General features: G+C 68.9%; 19 protein-coding genes and 1 pseudogene. 4 read left to right on the forward strand and 16 right to left on the reverse strand.

What is annotated here, in order from left to right; genetic code table 11:
* Positions 1 to 150: 150 nt before the first annotated feature.
* On the reverse strand, positions 151 to 597 hold the full coding sequence (locus OSC30_RS16270; RefSeq protein ID WP_267172899.1) for a hypothetical protein: 447 nt from the start codon (positions 595 to 597) through the stop codon (positions 151 to 153).
* Positions 594 to 1,175, reverse strand: a complete 582-nt coding sequence (locus OSC30_RS16275; protein ID WP_267172900.1) for an RNA polymerase sigma factor — start codon at positions 1,173 to 1,175, stop codon at positions 594 to 596. Before OSC30_RS16275 ends, OSC30_RS16270 begins: the two co-directional genes overlap by 4 nt.
* 110 nt (positions 1,176 to 1,285) lie before the next feature.
* Between OSC30_RS16275 and OSC30_RS16280 the strand changes: the two genes are divergently transcribed.
* Positions 1,286 to 1,612 (forward strand): DUF6249 domain-containing protein, encoded by a 327-nt coding sequence (locus OSC30_RS16280; RefSeq protein WP_267172901.1) that lies wholly within the window; start codon positions 1,286 to 1,288, stop codon positions 1,610 to 1,612.
* 109 nt (positions 1,613 to 1,721) lie between these two features.
* Here the strand turns inward: OSC30_RS16280 and OSC30_RS16285 are convergent, their stop codons facing one another.
* From OSC30_RS16285 to OSC30_RS16350, 14 genes are all read right to left on the reverse strand, one after another.
* Positions 1,722 to 2,021, reverse strand: coding sequence for an STAS domain-containing protein (locus OSC30_RS16285; RefSeq protein WP_323374226.1), 300 nt, complete (start codon positions 2,019 to 2,021; stop codon positions 1,722 to 1,724).
* A gap of 31 nt (positions 2,022 to 2,052) precedes the next feature.
* Entirely contained in the window at positions 2,053 to 3,234 is a 1,182-nt protein-coding gene (locus tag OSC30_RS16290; protein WP_267172903.1) for a methyl-accepting chemotaxis protein, read from the reverse strand.
* 16 nt (positions 3,235 to 3,250) lie between these two features.
* Positions 3,251 to 4,351, reverse strand: coding sequence for a protein-glutamate methylesterase/protein-glutamine glutaminase (locus OSC30_RS16295; RefSeq protein WP_267172904.1), 1,101 nt, complete (start codon positions 4,349 to 4,351; stop codon positions 3,251 to 3,253).
* Between the two features lie 110 nt (positions 4,352 to 4,461).
* Positions 4,462 to 5,112, reverse strand: a complete 651-nt coding sequence (gene cheD / locus OSC30_RS16300) for a chemoreceptor glutamine deamidase CheD (protein WP_267172905.1) — start codon at positions 5,110 to 5,112, stop codon at positions 4,462 to 4,464.
* Complete coding sequence (locus OSC30_RS16305) at positions 5,109 to 5,984, reverse strand: CheR family methyltransferase (protein WP_267172906.1); 876 nt, start codon at positions 5,982 to 5,984, stop codon at positions 5,109 to 5,111. Before OSC30_RS16305 ends, cheD begins: the two co-directional genes overlap by 4 nt.
* Before the next feature lie 4 nt (positions 5,985 to 5,988).
* Positions 5,989 to 7,716 (reverse strand): methyl-accepting chemotaxis protein, encoded by a 1,728-nt coding sequence (locus OSC30_RS16310; protein ID WP_267172907.1) that lies wholly within the window; start codon positions 7,714 to 7,716, stop codon positions 5,989 to 5,991.
* Between the two features lie 13 nt (positions 7,717 to 7,729).
* The gene (locus OSC30_RS16315; protein ID WP_267172908.1) at positions 7,730 to 8,233 is read right to left on the reverse strand and encodes a chemotaxis protein CheW; all 504 of its coding nucleotides are present in this window, start codon (positions 8,231 to 8,233) and stop codon (positions 7,730 to 7,732) included.
* A 379-nt stretch (positions 8,234 to 8,612) separates the two neighbouring features.
* Positions 8,613 to 9,629, reverse strand: a complete 1,017-nt coding sequence (locus tag OSC30_RS16320) for a TonB-dependent receptor (RefSeq protein WP_267172909.1) — start codon at positions 9,627 to 9,629, stop codon at positions 8,613 to 8,615.
* Between the two features lie 61 nt (positions 9,630 to 9,690).
* Entirely contained in the window at positions 9,691 to 11,379 is a 1,689-nt protein-coding gene (locus OSC30_RS16325) for a methyl-accepting chemotaxis protein (protein ID WP_267172910.1), read from the reverse strand.
* A 155-nt stretch (positions 11,380 to 11,534) separates the two neighbouring features.
* Complete coding sequence (locus tag OSC30_RS16330; RefSeq protein ID WP_267172911.1) at positions 11,535 to 12,035, reverse strand: chemotaxis protein CheW; 501 nt, start codon at positions 12,033 to 12,035, stop codon at positions 11,535 to 11,537.
* 95 nt (positions 12,036 to 12,130) lie between these two features.
* Positions 12,131 to 13,837, reverse strand: a complete 1,707-nt coding sequence (locus OSC30_RS16335; protein ID WP_267172912.1) for a methyl-accepting chemotaxis protein — start codon at positions 13,835 to 13,837, stop codon at positions 12,131 to 12,133.
* 336 nt (positions 13,838 to 14,173) lie between these two features.
* On the reverse strand, positions 14,174 to 16,138 hold the full coding sequence (locus OSC30_RS16340) for a chemotaxis protein CheA (protein ID WP_267172913.1): 1,965 nt from the start codon (positions 16,136 to 16,138) through the stop codon (positions 14,174 to 14,176).
* A 16-nt stretch (positions 16,139 to 16,154) separates the two neighbouring features.
* A complete protein-coding gene (locus OSC30_RS16345) occupies positions 16,155 to 16,517 on the reverse strand; it encodes a response regulator (protein WP_267172914.1) in 363 nt (120 codons plus the stop codon).
* A 20-nt stretch (positions 16,518 to 16,537) separates the two neighbouring features.
* Positions 16,538 to 16,849 carry an STAS domain-containing protein gene (locus tag OSC30_RS16350; RefSeq protein ID WP_267172915.1) on the reverse strand — a complete coding sequence of 104 codons (312 nt, stop codon included), beginning with the start codon at positions 16,847 to 16,849 and terminating at the stop codon, positions 16,538 to 16,540.
* A 305-nt stretch (positions 16,850 to 17,154) separates the two neighbouring features.
* On the opposite strand from OSC30_RS16350, the gene fliK reads away from it, so the two are divergent.
* The 3 genes and pseudogenes from fliK to OSC30_RS16365 all read left to right on the forward strand — a co-directional run.
* Positions 17,155 to 18,312, forward strand: a complete 1,158-nt coding sequence (gene fliK, locus OSC30_RS16355; protein ID WP_267172916.1) for a flagellar hook-length control protein FliK — start codon at positions 17,155 to 17,157, stop codon at positions 18,310 to 18,312.
* Positions 18,309 to 18,575, forward strand: coding sequence for a flagellar biosynthesis protein (locus tag OSC30_RS16360; protein WP_267172917.1), 267 nt, complete (start codon positions 18,309 to 18,311; stop codon positions 18,573 to 18,575). Before fliK ends, OSC30_RS16360 begins: the two co-directional genes overlap by 4 nt.
* 116 nt (positions 18,576 to 18,691) lie before the next feature.
* Positions 18,692 to 18,919: pseudogene (locus OSC30_RS16365) on the forward strand (transposase); the annotation flags it as partial.
* Positions 18,920 to 19,039: the final 120 nt, after the last annotated feature.

Consider the following 19,039-nt stretch of genomic DNA (forward strand, 5'->3'; position numbering starts at 1 on the left):
CGCAGTCATGCGCAAGTACCTCACCGGTCTGTGGGCCTGCATGCAACGCGGCGAGACCTTCGATCCCACCAAGTTGTTCAGCGCCTGCCACCTCGCTAGGGGTTGACCGGTAACAGAGTATCTACAGGGACGCGGTCGCAGCGGGGTGGATCAGGCTGGCTGGTCGTGGTGCAGCCAGTGACGGGACAGGCGGGACAGCCCCAGGCAGGCCGCAAGGGCCCAGGCCCAGGGCGTGGCCAGCACCGCGCCGACCAGGTGCAGATCGAGCGCGGGCAGCCATCGGGCGCCGTAAACCACGATCGCCGCCAGCCCGGCCACCGCCATCGTCGTGACCAGCAATGCGAGCAGGCGGCGCTCCAGCCGGGTGTCGATCGGCTTTGCGCGCTGCACCCGCCGCGCCATCTGCCGCGCGAAATCCGGCGGCAACTGCTCCGGTGGCGATTGGGCCAGCACGTGGGCCATCAGGCGGTAGCTGCGCAGCCGCGGATCGCTCTGCGCGGATGCCAGGCCGGCGCGTTCCTCGGCGAACGCGCGCTCCTGCGCGTGCCACTCGCGCGCCTCGTCATCGGGCGAGGGAAAACGGGGATCGTGGTTCATACGGCAACTCCCAGCCGGCCTTCCAGTACGGCACGAAGGCGCAGGCGTGCGCGGAACAGGTGACTCTTGATGGTGCCGGAGGCCATGCCGGTGATCGTGGCGATCTCCGGAATGCTGGCCTCCTCCAGATGGTAGAGCGTGAGCACGGCGCGCTGCACCGGCGGCAGCGCGTCGATGGCGTCATGCAGGCGGCGCGCCACCTGGGCGTCGCCGAAGGCCTGCTCCAGGTCGAAATCGTCGCCCAGGTTCTCCAGCGGCGAGGGCATGTCCTCGTCGCCCGCCGGTTCGTACAGGGGAATGCGCTTGCGCTGCAGGTGGCGCAGCGCGATCGAGTAGGCCACCTGGCCGATCCAGGATTTCAGCGCGCTCTCGTGGCGGTACTGGTGCAGGCACTGGTGCACGCGCAGGAATGTCTCCTGGCACAGCTCCCGCGCGTCCTCCGGGTGGCGCACCATGCGGTAGACGATGTGCCAGCACAGCCCCTGGTAGTCGCGCACCAGCCGCTCGAACGCGCCAGGCGCGCCGCGCAGCACGGCATCGACCAGCTCGCTGTCCGGGTTGGGTAGACGCTCATCCATCGCCACTGGGATACGCGCTCGGGTCGAACGGTTGCAAGTGCCGCGGGCGCAACCGGGCGGCCGCTGGCGGTCTCTCTTGTGCCGAACCCATCCACCACAGGAGTCAGGCCGTGAATTTCGAAATCTTCATCCCGATCACGCTGTTCATCTGCATCGCCTACGCCATCAAGGCGGTCGTCGACGCGCGGGTACGCCGGCAGATGGTTGCCGTCGGCGGCTCCGAGGAGCTCGTCCGTTCGGTATTGCAGGGCGATGAGCTGCGCCGGCGGCATGCGTCGCTGCACTGGGGCGTGGTGCTGGTGGCGTTGGGGATCGGCCTGGGCCTGATCCAGATGTTCGGCTGGCAGGAACTCACGCCCGGGCTGGTGGCCGTGCTGGCCATTGCGACGGGACTGGGCAATCTGGTGTTCTACGGGATTGCGCGGAAGATCGGTTGAGTCGCCGGACCCGGCGGGCTTCGGCCCGCCAGATCGGCGCAGGGCGGGGAAGATGGGCTGAAGCCCACCCTACGAAGGCAGCTCGCTCTCCCGGGAGCCCAGGTTGGGCTCAGTGCAGCACGAACAGCTTGTCGAAACCGGCCACGCGCAGCGTGCCGCGAAGTTCGTCGCGGGCGTTGACGATGCGGATCTCGGCGCGATCGGCGCCGGCATGCTCGCGCAGCAGCAGCAGCATGCCCAGTGCGGAGCTGTCCATGCGGGTGACCTCGCCCAGGTCGATCACATAGCTGCGCGCCTTGACGCCGGAAAGCAGGCAGGCGTCGTGGAAATCCCGATGCATGCTGAAGTCGAAATGCTCGCCCAGGTGCAAGGTCAGGCAATCGTTGTCGCTGTCGTGGTGGACGTTGATGGTCATGGCGTGATCCAGAAAAAGGTGTGCTTCAGAAGAGTTCGATCTCGCCGGCGTCCATCGAGCTCTGCAGCGCGGGGCCGCGCGAGCGCAGGCGGGCCTTTTCGCGCTGCACCGCCAGGCGGGCGCGCACGCGCTGGGCGCGGGCTTCCAGTGCCTCGGCGTCGATCCGGCTGCAGGCCAGCTCTTCGATGTCGCGGGTGCAATCGGCGGTGACTTCCTGAAGTTCGACCAGGCGCGTGCGGGTCTGCTGCAGCAACTGGCTCAGGATGTCCTCGAACTGCAGCGAACGGATAGTGGTGGAAACGTCCGAACCCAGCCCGCGGTTGATCTCGACCACCTGGTCGGCCACCGCGCTGGTGCGCGCGTCGGACTCGGTAACGTGGGCCATCATCGCGTCGATGCCACCCTTGGCCGACAGCGCGACGTTCAGGTCCTGCGAGGCCATGGTGCCGACCAGGCCGCGCAACTGCTCCATCGCCGTGCGGGCGCGCTCGACGTGGCTGCCGATCTGTTCGTTGAACTGGTTGGAATTGCTCGCCAGGTTGCGGATCTCGCCGGCGACCACCGCGAAGCCGCGGCCCGATTCACCCGCGCGCGCCGCCTCGATCGAGGCGTTCAGCGCCAGCAGGTTGGTTTCCTCGGCGATAGTGTTGACGTTCTTCAGCAGGCCGAACACCGCGTCCATTTCCTTGGCCATGCCGTCGATGCGGTAGACGATGCGCAGGCTTTCGCGCGACATCTGCACGATCATGCCGACGAAGTGCTCCAGCAGGTCGCCGGTGCGCGCGGCGAAATCCTGTACCGACACGCCGCCGTTCTGCGCGTCGATGATCTGCTTGAGCAGCGACTGCTGCAGGCCGGTCTTCTGCGACAGGCCGTCGAAGCCGCCGCCCAGCTCCAGCACGGCATCGCGCAGCAGGTCCAGGCCCTGGTGCAGTTCGCGGGTGGCGTGGCCGAGCTCGTCGACCACCGCGCTGCGCACGTCCTCGAGCGCCTCGCGCACCGGGGTGCTGTCGATCTCGATGGGCGGTTCGGCGGCGGCCTGCGCCGCGGTGCGGCGGGCCTCCACGATCCACGCCGCGGCCAGCGCGATGACCAGCACGGGGGCGAGCCAGGCCGGATGCCACAACAGGCTGACCAGCAGCGCGGCCGCGCTGGCCGGGATGCCGATCAGGTGCCGGGTGTGGAAGAAGGAAAGGATGGCGTTCATGGAATGCTTCCGCGATTCAAAGGGCGGCGACGCGCGGTGCGCTGTCGAGGGGTTGGCGGGCGAGCTTGAGCAGGCGCGCGGCGATCTGGTCCAGCGGCAGTGCCTCGCGCGCGGCGCCCAGCTTCCAGGCGGCGCCGGGCATGCCCCACACCACCGAACTGTCCTCGTCCTGCACCAGCGTGGCGGCGCCGGCCTGGGACAGCTCCAGCAGGCCGCGGGCGCCGTCGTCGCCCATGCCGGTGAGCAACGCGGCCACGGTGGCTTTGCCGACGCTGGCGGCCATCGAGCGGAACAGCACGTCGACGCTCGGTTTGTGGCGGTTCACCGGCGGACCGTCGTGCAGGCGGCAGACGTGCTTGGCGCCGTCCCACATCACCAGCAGGTGTTGGCCGCCAGGGGCGATGTAGGCGTGGCCGGGCTGGATCGGCTGGCCATCGCGCGCCTCGCACACGCGCATCGCCGAGCAGTGGTCCATGCGCGTGGCGAACGGGCCGCTGAAGGCGGCCGGGATGTGCTGAGTGATGACGATCGGCGGCGCGTCCGGCGGCATCGCCTCGAGCACCACGCGGATCGCCTCGGTGCCGCCGGTGGAGGCGCCGATGGCGATGATCGGGCTGCCGCCGCGCGTGCCGGCCGACTGCGACAGCGGCAGCACGGCATCGGCGGACAGGCGCGGCGCCACGTCCAGTTTGCGCACGGCAGTGCGGGCGCGCGGCCTGGCGCGCGCGGCGGCCTTGACCTTGGCGCAGATGTCCTGCGCGCTGGCGGCGAAGGTGCCGGCCAGGTCGCTGGACGGCTTGGTGAAGAAATCCACCGCGCCCAGTTCCAGCGCGCGCAGGGTCACGTCGGCGCCCTGCTCGGTCAGCGAGGACACCATCACCACCGGCATCGGCCGCAGCCGCATCAGGTTTTCCAGGAAGGTGAGCCCGTCCATGCGCGGCATCTCGACGTCGAGCGTCAGCACGTCGGGATCCAGCTGCTTGATCTTGTCGCGCGCGATCAGCGGGTCGGCCGCGGTGCCCACCACTTCGATCTGCGGATCGGAGGCGAGCATGGACGACAGGAGCTTGCGCACCAGAGCGGAATCGTCGACTACCAGGACACGCACGCTTGTCATTGCCTATTTCTCTGTCTCGCGGGGAGTGGGGTTGAGGGGTGCGGGACCGGTAGCGAGGCGCCGGTTCGAGCCATCTGCTCGTCCCTCGTCCCCTTCCCTCGCCCGTACTCCTAGAACAACTCCACCTCTCCCTTTATCGGATCGTTGGCCAAACGCTTGAGGTAGAACCGCTCGCCGTCCACCAGATGCGCATCGCGCGTGCCACGCAGCTGGCGCACGCGCGCCTTGCCGCTGGCCGGGAAGAACTGGACCTGGCGCGGGTACACGTCGCCCAGGTCGGACGCGGCCACCGCAAGCCGCTCGGTGGTGAGGTAGCGCTGTACGAACTCGATGTTGCGCCGGCCCACGTCGGTCATCTGGGCCAGCACACGGCCGCCGCCGAAGACCTTCACTTCCAGGTCGTCGCGCTGCCCGCCGGCCTTGAGGATCGCGTTGATCAACTGCTCCATCGCATCGGAGCCGTAGCGCGCCGCCCGGCCGACCGCGGCCGACCAGGCGTCGCGCTCGCCCACCGGTTCGGGCAGCATGAAGTGGTTCATGCCGCCGATCCGCCGGCGCTTGTCGCGGATGCATGCGGCGATGCACGAGCCCAGCACGGTGGAGATCATTTCCTCCTGCGTGCTCACGTAGAACTCGCCGGGCAGGACCTTGGCCGTAACGCACTGGTGGGTGGGATCCCAGAACCGGCGCAGGTGCTCGAAACCGGGCAGGGCCGGCGCGATGGCCTGCCCCAGCGGCAGGCTCGCGGCAAGCTGGGTCATGCGGTCTTCTTCCGGTAGATGGTGCGGCCGACCAGTTCGAACTCGTCGGAAAGACCGTGCATGGATTCGGAATGCCCGAGGAACAGCGGACCGCCCGCGGGCAGCAGCCGGGCGAAGCGGCGGAACAGCTTCTGCTTGGTCGGCTGGTCGAAATAAATCACCACGTTGCGGCAGAAGATCGCATCGAACGGTCCCTGCATCGGCCATTCGTGCAACAGGTTCAGCGGCAGGATGCTGACCAGCTCGCGCAGCTTCGGATGCACGCAGGCCAGGCCGGCGTACTCGCCCTCGCCGCGCAGGAACCAGCGCCGGCGACGCTCGGCGCTGACACCCTCCATCCGTTCGACCGGATAGACGCCCTTCTGCGCCGCGGCCAGCGCCGCCGGCGACAGGTCGGTGGCGAGGATCTTCGCGTCGATGTTGCGGCCGCAACGCTCCAGCGCCTCGGCCAGCACCATCGCCAGCGAGTACGGCTCCTCGCCGCTGGAGCAGCCGGCGGACCAGATCCGCAGGCGGTCGCCCTCGCGGCGCTTCTGCTCCAGCCAGCGCGGCAGCATCTCCTCGACCAGCACCTCGAAGTGGTGCACCTCGCGGAAAAACGCGGTGACGTTGGTGCTGATCGCGCTGGCCAGCTCGCCCAGCTCGCTGTCCGGATCGGTGCGCAGCAACTGGCAATAGGCGCCGAAATCCTTCATGCCCAGCGCGCGCAGGCGGCGCACCAGGCGTCCCTGCACCAGCTGGCGCTTCTGTTCGCTGAGCGCGATGCCGCACTGTTCGTAGACAAACGCGCGCAGGAACTGGAATTCGCCGTCGCCGAGCGCGGGGCCGGCGAGGCCGGCCATCGTCTGGTCATGGCTGGCGACCGCGTTCATCGCTTCAGAACTCCTTCCAGGCGCCCGCATCGGCCACGGTGGCGACCGGCGCGGTCGCGCGCACCGCACGCACCGGCGTGTTGCGTACTGCGGCGAACACCGCCTCGGCCTCGGCCACCACCTTCTCGGCGGCGGGCCCGGCGGCCGCGGCGTCATCGCCATCGAGCTGGAAGAACGCCACCTGGCGGGCCAGTTCGCCGGACTGCTCCTGCATGGCGCGGGCGGCGGCGGCGGCCTCCTCCACCAGCGCGGCGTTCTGCTGGGTCATTTCGTCCATCTGCGACACGGCGTTGTTGACCTGGTCGATGCCGGCGGACTGCTCCTGGCTGGCCGCGGCGATCTCGGCCACGATGTCGGTGACCTTCTTGACGCTGTCGACGATCTCGGACAAGGCCTTGCCGGACTGGTCGACCAGCTCGGAGCCGGCCTTGACCTTCTCGGCGCTGTCGTTGATCAGGCCCTTGATCTCCTTGGCCGCACCGGCCGAGCGCTGCGCCAGGTTGCGCACCTCGGTGGCGACCACCGCGAAGCCGCGGCCCTGTTCGCCGGCGCGCGCCGCCTCCACCGCCGCGTTCAGCGACAGCAGGTTGGTCTGGAAGGCGATCTCGTCGATCAGGCTGACGATCTCGGCGATCTTGCGGCTGGAAGCGTTGATCTCCTTCATCGCGACCACCGCCTGCGAGGCCACTTCGCCACCGCGTTCGGCCTGCTCGCGGGCGCCGCGGGCCAACTGGTTGGCGTGGCTGGCGTTCTCGGCGTTCTGCTTGACGGTGGAGGTCATCTCCTCCATCGAGGAGGCGGTTTCCTCCAGGCTCGAGGCCTGTTCCTGCGTGCGCTGCGAAAGGTCGTCGTTGCCGCGGGCGATCTGCTGCGCGGCGGTGCTCACCGCGCCGGAGCCATGGCGCACCTCGCCGACGATTGCCGAGAGGCGATCGTCCATGCTGCGGAACGCACCCAGCAACTTGCCCAGCTCATCATTGCGGCGGGGCACGATCTGGTGCCCGAGCTTGCCCTGCGCGATGGCATTGGCCACGGCCACGGCCTTGTTGAGGGTACCGATGATCGAACGGATCAGCAGGAACGCCATCACGATCGCCAGCAGCATGCCGGCGGCCAGGGCGGCGAAAGTCAGCACGCGGATGCGCTCGTAGCTCGCCACCGCCGCCTCGTAGCGCTGGCGGCCGGCCTCGGCCTGCATCTTGACCAGCTTGTCGATTTCCGCGCTCATGATCGCCACGTTGGGCAGCGCATTGGAATACAGCGTCTCGGTGGCGCTGCCGTCGGCGGCATCGAGCCCGGCCATGACGTCGTCCAGCGACGACTGCATGTCCTCGCGCGCAAGCTCGAAGGCCTGCAGCTGCTTCTTCAGCTCGGGATCGAAGGCGACCTTGTCCAGCTCCTTGATCAGGGCTTCGCTCGCGGTGCGGTACTCCCTGACCTCGTCGAGCTTCTGCTTGACGATCGACTTTTCGTCCTTGTGGAAGGTCGCCTCGCTCAGCGATATGAAGTCGCGCAGCGAACCGCGTGCCACGGTGTCCACATGGCTCAGCGGCACCAACTGGTCCTGGTAGATCTGGCGCATGCTTTCGTTGGCGCGGGCCATGCCGCCCAGGCCCATCCAGGCCCCCACCAGCAGCATCACGCACAACAGGCCGAGCACGCCGATCAGGCTGGACTTGACGGTCAGGCCGGGCAGCCTGGGCAGACGGGAAAAGAGCTTGTTCATCTTCATCGGGTTTCCTGGGTCAGGCGGCGACTTCGATTTCCTGGATGTCCGGCAGGACCGCTTCCAGCGTCTGGACGTCCTCCGGGCGCATGAGTTTTTCCACGTCCAGCAGCATCACCAGTCGTCCGGCGTGCGCGGCCAGCCCGCGCAGGAACCGGGTATCGACCACGACGCCCATGTCCGGCACCGGCTTGATCGCGCCGTGGTCGAGTTCGACCACGTCCGACACGCTGTCGACCACGATGCCGAAGGAGCGATCGGCGACGGCCACCACGACCACCACCGTGCCCTCGCCGTAACCGTCGCGCTCGAGGCCGAAGCGAAGGCGCATGTCCATCACCGGCACGATGCTGCCGCGCAGGTTCAGCACGCCCAGCAAATGCGCGGGCAGTTGCGGGATGCGGGTGACCGGCGTCCAGCCGCGGATTTCGCGCACGGCCAGGATGTCCAGGCCGTATTCCTCGCCTGCGAGGCTGAAAGTGAGTTGCTGGGCGGGCGGGGCGCCCGGATTGTCTGCTTGCATGTGCGATTGCCTTGACGGATGCCTGCGGGCATCTGGTTCCAAGGCTTTGTCGGCGACCTGGCGTGGAACTTGAGGCGCGAGGACCGTGACGCGCGGGTTCGGGCGCAGCGCAGCGCATCGGCGCCACCGAACGCTCTCCCCAACCCCTCTGCCGGAGGGAGAGGGGCTTCAGGCGGCGGTACCCCGACACCGTTCGCGCTGAGCGTAGGCGCAACGCGCCGAAGTCGAAGCGCCCGCCTGAAACCACCCAACCGGGCCCTCTCCCTCCGGGAGAGGGTGCCGACAGGCGGGTGAGGGTTCGGGCGGAGCGGGGGGTGCGATAGCCCGTAGCGGGAGAAAGCTCCCTGCTCCGGCGGCGTGGCAAGAAGACCTGTCCGCGTCAGAACGCGATTTCGCTCCAGATGCCCACTTCATCCGTGCTGTGCTGTTCGCGGCCGTGGTATTCCACCGCGTTGCGCTTGGCCACCAGCGCCAGGCGCACGCGCTTGGCCGGTTTCCACTCGACGCCGGCGTTGGCGTACCAGGTGCGCTGGCCGGGGTCCTGCAGCCGCTGCGGCTGCATGCGGTCGTAACGGGCGAAGACGCTCCAATCCTTTGCCAGGCGCAGGCTGGCCCAGGTCGACCAGCTGCGGCCGCGCTCGCTGGCGGTGTCGTGGATGGTGCTCCAGTTGCTGGCATAGGCGTAGCGCACGCCAAAACGCCAGGTGTCGTCGGCATAGGCGGCCATCAGGTCGACGCGTCGCGCGGTGTGGTACAGCGGCAGGCGGTCGCCGTCCTCACCGCGCTGGCCGTCGTAGCCGCCCAGCGCGAGCACGGTATGGGCGCTGGGGTGGTAGGCCAGCAGCGCTTCGACGTCGGCGCGGTTGCCGTGCGAGGGTCGCTTGTAGCCGGCGCCGGTCACCACCGCGAACGCGTAATCGAGTTTCGGTGCGAGTTCGCCCTTCAGGTGCACGCCCCAGTCCGCCGCGTCGTCGATCTTCTGCATCGACGTCGACAACGAGTCGATGTAGCGGTAGCCGTACCACTGGCTGCCCAGCGTGATCCACGGCATGTCGTCCACGCCCAGCCGCAATTGCCCGGACTGGCCGAACTTGCGCTGCAGGTAGGCGTGCTTGAGCCACAGGTCCGGGTCGCGCTCGCCGCGCAGCCAATTGAAGTCGGTGGTCACGTGCACCGACCAGGCCGGATCGAACGCGTAGTCGGCGTCCAGGTACAGCCGTTTCAGGTCGACGTTGGTGTCGCTGCTGCGCGCGCCGGTGACGTGGTCGTGCTGCCGCAGCACGCTGGCGTCGGCGTAGATCTTGCCGCCGAAGGTGAACTCGCCGGCGTGGGCCGCCGGCGCGGCCAGCGCCAGGCCCAGGGCCAGGCGCAGCGCCGCTTTGGATACAGGTTTCATGGTTTCACTCGAAAAAGAAGGCACGGCGGGCGTACCGGGATCAAGACTAGGCGCCGCGCAGTCAGAACTCCGTCCACGCCCCGGCCACCGAGGCGACGGCGCGCAGGGGTTCGCGGCGCGGCGCGGTCTGGCGGGGTTGCGGCTCGGCCGGGGCCGCTTGCGCGACCGTGGCGACGTCGGCGCCGAGCCGGAAGAACAGCATCTGGCGCTTGAGCGCCTCGGCCTGCTCCTGCATCGCGCGCGCGGCTGCCGAGGCCTCCTCGACCAGCGCGGCGTTCTGCTGGGTGACGTCGTCCATCTGCGTCACCGCGCGGTTGACCTGATCGATGCCGGCCGATTGCTCCTGGCTGGCGGCGGCGATCTCGGCCACCACGTCGGTGACTTTCTTGACGCTGTCGATGATGCCGGCCAGTGCCTGGCCCGATTCGGCCACCAGGGTCGAGCCTGCCTGCACCTTTTCCACGCTGTCGCCGATCAGCACCTTGATCTCGCGCGCCGCGTTGGCGCTGCGCTGGGCCAGGCTGCGTACCTCGCTGGCGACCACCGCGAAGCCACGGCCCTGTTCGCCGGCGCGCGCCGCTTCCACCGCCGCGTTCAGCGACAGCAGGTTGGTCTGGAAGGCGATCTCGTCGATCAACTGCACGATGTCGGTGATCTGCCGGCTGGCCTGCTCGATCTCGCGCATCGCCGAACTGGCGCGTGCCGCCACCTCGCCGCCGCGCTCGGCCTGGATGCGCGCGCCGGAGGCGAGCCGGCTGGCCTGGCCGGCGTTGTCCGCGCTTTGCTTGACCGTGGCGGTCATCTCCTCCATCGAGGAGGCGGTCTCTTCCAGGCTGGAGGCCTGCTCCTGCGTGCGCTGGGACAGGTCGTCGTTGCCCTTGGCGATCTGCTGGGCGGCGATGCTCACCGCCTGCGAGCCGTGCTGCACTTCGCCGACGATGGCGATCAGCCGCGTGCGCATCCGTACCAGCGCATCGAGCAGGCTGCCGGCGGCGAACGGCGGCTCGCCCGCCTGCACGGCCAGGTCGCCCTCGGCGATGCGTGCGGCCATGGCCACGGCAAAATCCGGCTCGCCGCCGATGCTCTTGCGGATCGAGCGCATCGACAGCCACACCACCAGGATCACCAGCAGGCCGACGAGGCCGGCCTCGGCCAGATTCGACATCAACGTCTGGCGGAAATTGGCGTTGATGTCCTCGAAATACGCGCCGGCGGCGAGGTTGAGATTCCAGGGCTTGAACAGCTGCGTGTAGGTGATCTTGTCCTTGCCGCTGCCGTCGCCCATTTTCTGGGTGTAGCGGATCAGGTCGTGGCCATCCTTCAGGTTGGCATCGCGCATCAGCTGGTAATGATGCTTGCCCTTGAAATCGGTCTCGTCGCTGATGTTCTTGCCGACCAGCTGCGGCTTCAGCGGATGCATCTGCATCACCAGATCGGTATCGAAGGCGAAGATGTAACCGGTACCGCCGTTCCACTGCATGTTGCCGATCTGCTCCAGCGCCATGCGGCGGGCGTCGGCGTCGCTCAGCTCGCCCTTGGCCGCACGCTCGTGCAGCCGGGTGGCAACCGTCGTGGCTGCCTCGATCTCGCTTTGCAGCGTCCGCTCCAGGCCTGACATCTGCCGCGCGCGGTTCTGGAAGGAGCTCATCACGGTCAGGCTTGCCAGCCCCGCGACGACCACCACGACCACCAGCGCGACACGCGCGTTCAGGCTCAGGCGAGCCAGGGACCATTGCTTCAGGGATTGCATGCAAATGCCTCGTCGAATCATCCCGCACGGTGGCGGCACGTTGTCCAGTTTTTTCCCGGCGGCAGGCATCGGCCGGCCGCCAGCGGTCCGCCGGGCGGGCCACTCATCAGGTAAAAGCCAAGGTTCGGTGGTGCGGCGGGGTACGGGCCGCGGCGTCAGGCGGCCGCTTGCCGGCCTTCGGTGCCGGCCATGTCCATCAGCTGCCGGTCGTGCAGTTGCAGCAGCCGATCCACGTCGAGCAGCAGCACCATCCGCTCCTCCACCGCGATCAGGCCCTTGAGGTACTCGGTGTCCACCGTGGTGCCCATGTCGGGCACCGGGCGCACGTCGGCGTCGGCCGCGTCCAGCACGTCGGATACCGCATCGACCACGATGCCGAAGCTGCGCCCGGCCACGGCGACGATCACGGTCACGGTGGTGGCGGTGTATTGCTCCCGCTCCACGCCGAAGCGCAGGCGCAGGTCCAGCACCGGCACGATCGCGCCGCGCAGGTTGAGCACGCCCAGCAGGTAATCCGGCGATTGCGGGATGCGCGTCACCGGCGTCCAGCCGCGGATCTCGCGCACCGCCAGAATGTCGATGCCGTACTCTTCCTGCGCCAGGTTGACGGTCAGGTATTGCGACAGGAGCGCCTCGCTCCCTTCATTGTCGGACATGAGCTTGTCTCTTGAAGATCGGGGCGCCTGGCGGTGCCCCTTGCAGACAATGGATCGGCCGCCGGCCCCTCAACTTGAGCCGGCGGCCGGCGAGGTCAGAATTCCGACCAGCCGCCGACGACCGCCACGGGCTGGGACCGGGCCGGCGCTGCCCGCGGGCGCGGCAGCTTGGCGACCGAGGCCGACGCCGATGCCACTGCGGCGACCGGCGCAGGCGTGGCGTTGCCGCCGGGGACGCGGAAGTAACGTACCTGCCGATTGAGCGAGTCGGCCTGGTCCTGCATGGCGCGGGCGGCGGCAGCGGCCTCCTCGACCAGCGCGGCGTTCTGCTGGGTGACCTCATCCATCTGCATCACCGCGCGGTTGACCTGGTCGATGCCGGTCGACTGCTCGTGGCTGGCCGCGGCGATCTCGGCGACGATGTCGGTGACCTTCTTGACGCTGTCGACGATGCCGGCCAGCACCTGGCCCGACTCCTCCACCAGCATCGCGCCGATCTGCACCTTGCCCACGCTGTCGCTGATCAGCCCCTTGATCTCCTTGGCCGCGCCGGCCGAACGCTGGGCCAGGTGGCGCACCTCGGTGGCGACCACCGCGAAACCGCGGCCCTGGTCGCCCGCCCGCGCGGCCTCCACGGCGGCGTTCAACGCCAGCAGGTTGGTCTGGAAGGCGATCTCGTCGATCAGCTGCACGATCTCGGTGATCTGCCGGCTGGCCTGTTCGATATCGCGCATCGCCTCGCTGGTGCGCCCGGCCACTTCGCCACCACGCTCGGCCTGCGCCCGCGCGCTGCGGGCGAGCTGGTCGGCATGGCTGGCGTTGCTGGCGCTCTGCTTGACGGTGGAGGTCATCTCCTCCATCGAGGCGGCGGTTTCCTCCAGGCTGGAGGCCTGTTCCTGCGTGCGCTGGGACAGGTCGTCGTTGCCGTGGGCGATCTGGCCAGCGGCCGTGGTCACCACCTGCGAGCCCTGCTGCACGCCGTGCACCACCTCGATCAGCTTGTGACGCATGCGCTGCATGGCGTGCATCAGGCTGCCCGCTTCCGGCTCGGCATCGGCCGCGCCCTCGAGCGCCAGGTCACCGTCGGCCATGCGGCCGACCAGCTCGACTGCCCGCGCCGGCTCACCGCCGATGCTCTTGCGGATGCTGCGCATCGACTGCCACACCACCAGGATCACCAGCAGGCCGACCAGGCCGGCGCGCACCAGGCTGCCGATCAGGGTCTGGCGGAACTGCGCGTTGATATCGACGTAATAGGCGCCGGTGGCGAAATGCAGATCCCACGGCTTGTACCACTGCGAATAGGTGATCTTGCCTTCGAGTTTCTTGGCCGGCGGCATCGGCCAGACGTATTCGACCACGCCGCTGCCGTCCTTGCGGTCGACGGCCACGATCGCCTGGTAGATGGCCTTGCCGTTCGGATCGGTCTCGTCATGCACGTTCTTGCCGAGGTCCGCCTGGCGGATCGGATGCATGCGCAGGGCGTAACCGGAGTCGAGTGCGAACAGGTAGCCGGCACCATCGTTCCAGCGCATCGCGGCGATCGTCGACAGGGCGCGGCGGCGTGCCTCGGCGTCGGTGAACTCGCCCGCCTCGGCGCGGACGCGGTAGCTGTCGGCCACGGCAATGGCGGTACTCACCTGGTCGCGCAGCGAATGCACGCGTGCATCCATCTGCACCCGTCGGCTGTCGTAGGCCGAGAGCACGGTGAGCGTGAGCAGCCCGGCCACCACGAAGGCGATGACCAGCCAGACCCGGGCCGCGAGGCTCAGGCGATTGAGAAGTTTCAGGGGGGACAACATGGAAAAAAACCTGCCAATGAAATTCGTGGAGACGGTGGCCTCCTGCCGGTGCCGGCGCACGGGCCGGCCGCCGCGTTCCAACGCGGCGCAATATCAGTCGTCATCGGGCCCGACCCCTTTGCAGGGGCGGATGACCGCTGGCCGATCCTTGCAGGGCGCATCCGTGCGCGACTGGCCCGTAGCGGCGCGCGGGTGTGCTGCTACGGCCAGCCTTATCGGCGGTGGTTCCGGACGAACAATCCCGAGCTTCCCGCCGCTAACGGGAGAGAAGCCGAGCTATCCACCGGGCAGGCAAGCAAGCGCCACCCGGCTTTCGCCGAACCGTTGCGCGGCCGCTTACGCCGCCTTGCGCTGCCCGTGCAGTCGCACCAGGCCGCCGATGTCGGCGATCAGGGCCACCGAGCCATCCGCCAGGATGGTGGCGCCGGAGACGCCCTGCACGCGGCGGTAGTTGGCTTCCAGCGACTTGACCACCGCCTGCTGCTGCCCGACCAGGCCGTCGACGAACAGGCCCACGCGGGCGCCATCGCCTTCGACCACGATGATCAGGCCATCCTCGATCGCCCGCTTGGCGCCCACGCAGCCGAATAGCTCGTGCAGGCGCAGCACCGGCAGGTACTCGCCGCGGAAGCGGAACAGCTCGCCGCCGCCGGCCACGGTCTTGAGCGAGTCGGGCTTGAGCTGCACCGATTCGATGATCGAGATCAGCGGCACGATGTAGCGCTCCTCGCCCACCGCGGCGGTGAGGCCGTCGATGATCGCCAGCGTCAGCGGCAGGGTGATGGTGAACACGCTGCCCTGCCCCGGCTTGCTGCGGATGGTGACGGTGCCACCGAGATCCGAGACGTTGCGGCGAACCACGTCCATCCCCACGCCACGGCCGGAGAGGTCGGTGGTGACGGCGGCGGTGGAGAATCCGGGCTGGAAGATCAGCTCGCCCACGGCCTCGTCGCTCAGGCCCTCGCCGCTCCTGATCAGGCCGCGCTCGATCGCCTTGCCGACGATCGCCTCGCGGTTGAGGCCGGCGCCGTCGTCGGACACTTCCACCACGATGTTGCCACCGCGGTGGTAGGCATCCAGCTTGAGCGTGCCGGTTTCGTGCTTGCCGGCGGCGCGGCGTTTGTCGGGCATCTCCAGGCCGTGGTCGATGGCGTTGCGCACCAGGTGCACCATCGGGTCGCCGATCTTCTCCAGCACGGTCTTGTCCAGCTCGGTCTGCTCGCCGTGCAGGTCGAGTTTCACCTGCTTGCCGAGCTTCTGGCTGAGGTCGCGGACCAGCCGCGGGAAGCGGTTGAACACCGAGGCGATCGGCAGCATGCGGATGCCCATCACGCTTTCCTGCAGCTCGCGCGCATGGCGGGCGAGCTGGGTCAGGCCCTGCTGCAGCAGCGGCAGCTTGGCCGGGTCGAACTCCTCGCGGAAGGTGTCGAGCATGGCCTGGGTGATCACCAGCTCGCCCACCAGGTTGATCATGCTGTCGATCTTGTCGATCGCCACGCGCACCGAGCTCGATTCGGGGCTCGCCTCGCGGCTGCCACGCGCCGTGGCGGCCTCGGTGATGTTCGCCGGGGCCGGCGCGGCGGGCGTCACCACCGCGCTGGGCCTCGGTTCGATGGCGAGGTCGCACTCGTCCTCCACCCAGTCGAACACCGCCGCGATGTCCTCGCGTTTCACCGCCGCCTTCAGCTCGATGGTCCAGCCCAAGTGGCATTCGGACGGATCGAGCTTGTCCAGCGACGGCAGGCGCGACAGGTCGGCCTCGACGGCGAGTTCGCCCATCGCGGCCAGCTCGCGGATCAGCCGCAGCGGGTCGTTGCCGCCGGCGAGCATGCCCGCGTGCGGCTGGAAGCGGATGATCCAGCCATCGGCCTGGTCGCTGCCACGGCGCGCCGGGCCCGCCTCCGCGGGGGCCGCGCGACCCATCATGGCCGCCAGTTCGCCGCGCACGCCGTCGGACACCGCATCGTTCAGCGGTTCGCCGGCCTTGGCGCGGTCGAACATGCCACGCAGGCAGTCGACCGAGCGCAGCAGCAGCTCCACGATCGGCTTGTCGATCGCGCGCTTGCCGCCGCGCACTTCGTCCAGCAGCGATTCGGCTTCATGGGTGAAGGAGGCCATCTCCGGAAAGCCGAAGGTGGCCGCGCCGCCCTTGATCGAGTGCGCGGCACGGAAGATGGTGTGCACCAGTTCGCCGTCGCCGCCCTCGTCCAGCGCGAGCAGCGAGGATTCCATCGTATCGAGCCCTTCCAGGCTCTCCTCGACGAATACTTGTTGGAACTGGGCCAGGCCGGCGTTGCTCATCGGTGTTTCTCCGTACTCAGCCGAGCACGCGCTTGACCGTGGCCAGCAGCTGCTCGGGGTCGAACGGCTTGACCAGCCAGCCGGTGGCGCCGGCGGCCTTGCCTTCCATCTTCTTGTCCGTGTGCGACTCGGTGGTCAGCATCAGGATCGGCACGCCCTTGTAGGCCGGGCGCGTGCGCAGTTCGCGCACCATGCTGATGCCGTCCATCACCGGCATGTTGACGTCGGCCAGCACCAGGTCGAAGCCGCCGGCCGAAGCCGCGTCCAGCGCGAGCTGGCCGTTCTCCGCCTCGGTCACCTCGTGGCCCGCGCCGCGCAGGGTGAAGGCCACCATGCCGCGCATCGAAGCCGAATCGTCCACCGCAAGAATCTTTGCCATCTTCATCAAACCTCTTAGTTTTACGCCGGCACGGCTGCCGGCAGATCCAATGCCTTGACCAGGCCCAGCGTGTCCGCCGCCTCGCACAATGTGCCGCTCGCGTCCCGCCAGCTCACCGCGCAGCCGCGCGACAATGCCTCGCGGCGGAACAGCGTGAGCAACTGCAGCGCCGCGGTATCCACGCGCTCCACCGCACTGCCGTCGATCTGCGTCGCCGGCGCGTCCAGCGCGCCCAGCAGCTCGGCCAACAGCGCCGTCTGCGCCGCCATCCGGCAATCGGCCGGCAGGCCGATCTCGACCGCCTTTTCGTTGCGCCCTCGTTTGCTGCCCATTGCCAACCTCCGCTCGTACAGGGCCCCTGCGTAGGGCTTTATCGGCGATGACGGTCATGGCTTTAGCCGCTTCCGCCCTCCCCTGCACAGGAGATGGACGCGCTTCGCCCCCTTCTGCCCCCTCCCCTGCTTGCAGGGGAGGGCTGGGGAGGGGTGCTCTTTGCCCTGAACGGGGCCACCCCCTGCCAACCTCCCCCTGCAGACAGGGGGAGGGGCACGCACTCAAGTTATCGCCCAACCGGCCGATTCCTGTACCAACTGCACGGACCGGACCCGACTGTCCCGCCGGCAGGCAGGAGACCCGCGTGATCATCCAACCCACCAGCCTCGCCGCGATGACCTGGGCGGGTGCCGCTTCCGGCACCACGGCGGAGAGTTGGCGCGTGGGCACCGTGCTGGACGCCCGTCCGCTGGGCATGGGCTCGCAGGGCCGCATGGTGCTGCAGATCGGCGCGCTCACGGTGGAAGCCGACCCGCTCGGCATCCCGCTGCCTTCGCAGTTCCAGGTGCGCGTGCTGGCCATGGGCAACCCGCCGCTGCTGGAGATCCTCGCCGGCGCCGCGGCCGATCCGCTGGTGCAGCGCGCCCTGCGCGAACGCCTGCCGCAACAGAATGGCTACGCCCCGCTGCTGGCCACCCTCGGCGCGCTGGCGCAGCGCCCGGTCGTGCGCCAGCTGCCGCCGGACGTGCGCGCCGCACTGGCGCTGCTCGACCAGGGTGTGCGCACGCGGCAGGACATCACCCGCCCGGAGGGCCTGCGCGAGGCCATCGCACGCAGCGGCCTGTTCCTGGAATCCCAGCTCGCGCGGCCGCGCAGCAACCCGATGCCGCTGGGCGAAGAAGATTTCAAGGGCGTGCTGCTGCGCCTGGCCGCCCTGCTCGACCGCCAGCCGCGCCTGCCCGCCCACGCACCGGCCAGCGGCGCCGACACGCCGCCGCCGCTGCGCCAGCGCGGCCTGCAGGCGCAGCCGCGCGTGCCGCTGGCGCTGCCTTTCACCGACACCCCCGCCGCGGACGACATCGGCCAGTTGCTCGGCCGCCTGCGTGGCGACGTGCACGCAGTGCTCGCGCGACTGGAGATCGCCCAGCTCGACGCCGCCGCCGGCCAGGCCTGGATGATCGAGATCCCGCTGCAGGGCGCGCGCGGCCGCGACGTGCTGCAGATCCACCTCGAGCACGGCCTGGACCCCGACACCGGCAGCCAGCAGTGGACCCTCGGCTTCGCCCTCGACCTGCCCCCGCTCGGCCCGTTGCAGGGCGAACTGCAGTTGCGCGACCTGCGCCTGAACGTGCGCTTGTGGGCCGAGCGAAGCACCACCACCGAACGCCTGGAACGCCAGTTCACCCCGCTGCGCCAACGCCTGGCCGCCAGCGGCCTGCAACTGGACCAGCTGAGCTGCCAGACCGGCCTGCCGCAAGGCCACGGCCAATCCAGCGCCCTGCTGCTGAAGGCCACCGCATGAGCACCGCTCTTCCACCCCCGCAGCGGCGCGTCACCCTGCGCCTGGCCGGCCCCGAAACCCAGGCCACCCCGCTGCCGCCCGAAGCCCTGGAACTGCTGCTCGCCCGCGCCCGCGCGCTTGGCCTGCCCCTGCACCACGACCCGCAGATCGCCTCCATCCTGGCAGCCCTGCGCCTGCGCGAAGATGTGCCCGTGCTGCTTTACGCCGCGGCCGCGGCGGTGCTGGCCAGCGTGTACGATGCCAGCGACGAGCCCGCCGCGTGACCGGCGGTGGGCTGAACCACCCTACTTGCCAGGCGCGCTTCGTAGGCTTCAGCCCGCCAAGCCCCAGCCACAAACACACAACCCTCCCCGCCTGTCTGTAGCTCCTCGCGCGGTTGGCACTCTCCCATGCCATGCGCTGGATCGGGCAGAACTACGTTCGGGCTTTCAACCTCCGGCACGGCCGCTGCGGGACGTTGTGGCAGGGACGTTTCAAGTCGTGCCTGGTGCAAACCGAACAGTACCTTTTGTCGGTCATGCGCTATATCGAGCTCAACCCGGTACGCGCCGCCATGGTGATACGACCGGAAGACTTTCGCTGGTCGAGCGTTCACACCCATCTAGGGATGGTCTGATTAACCGCCGCCCACGGCAGTCAAGCGGTCCAGCATGCAATTCACGGTTTGCTGGGCGCTATGGGTCGGATCTTCTGCTCCACGTCGCCGCGTTTGATCGCGGCGATGCGC

Origin of the sequence: Frateuria hangzhouensis, from assembly GCF_026410505.1 — a bacterium.
Lineage (GTDB): Bacteria > Pseudomonadota > Gammaproteobacteria > Xanthomonadales > Rhodanobacteraceae > Frateuria_A > Frateuria_A hangzhouensis.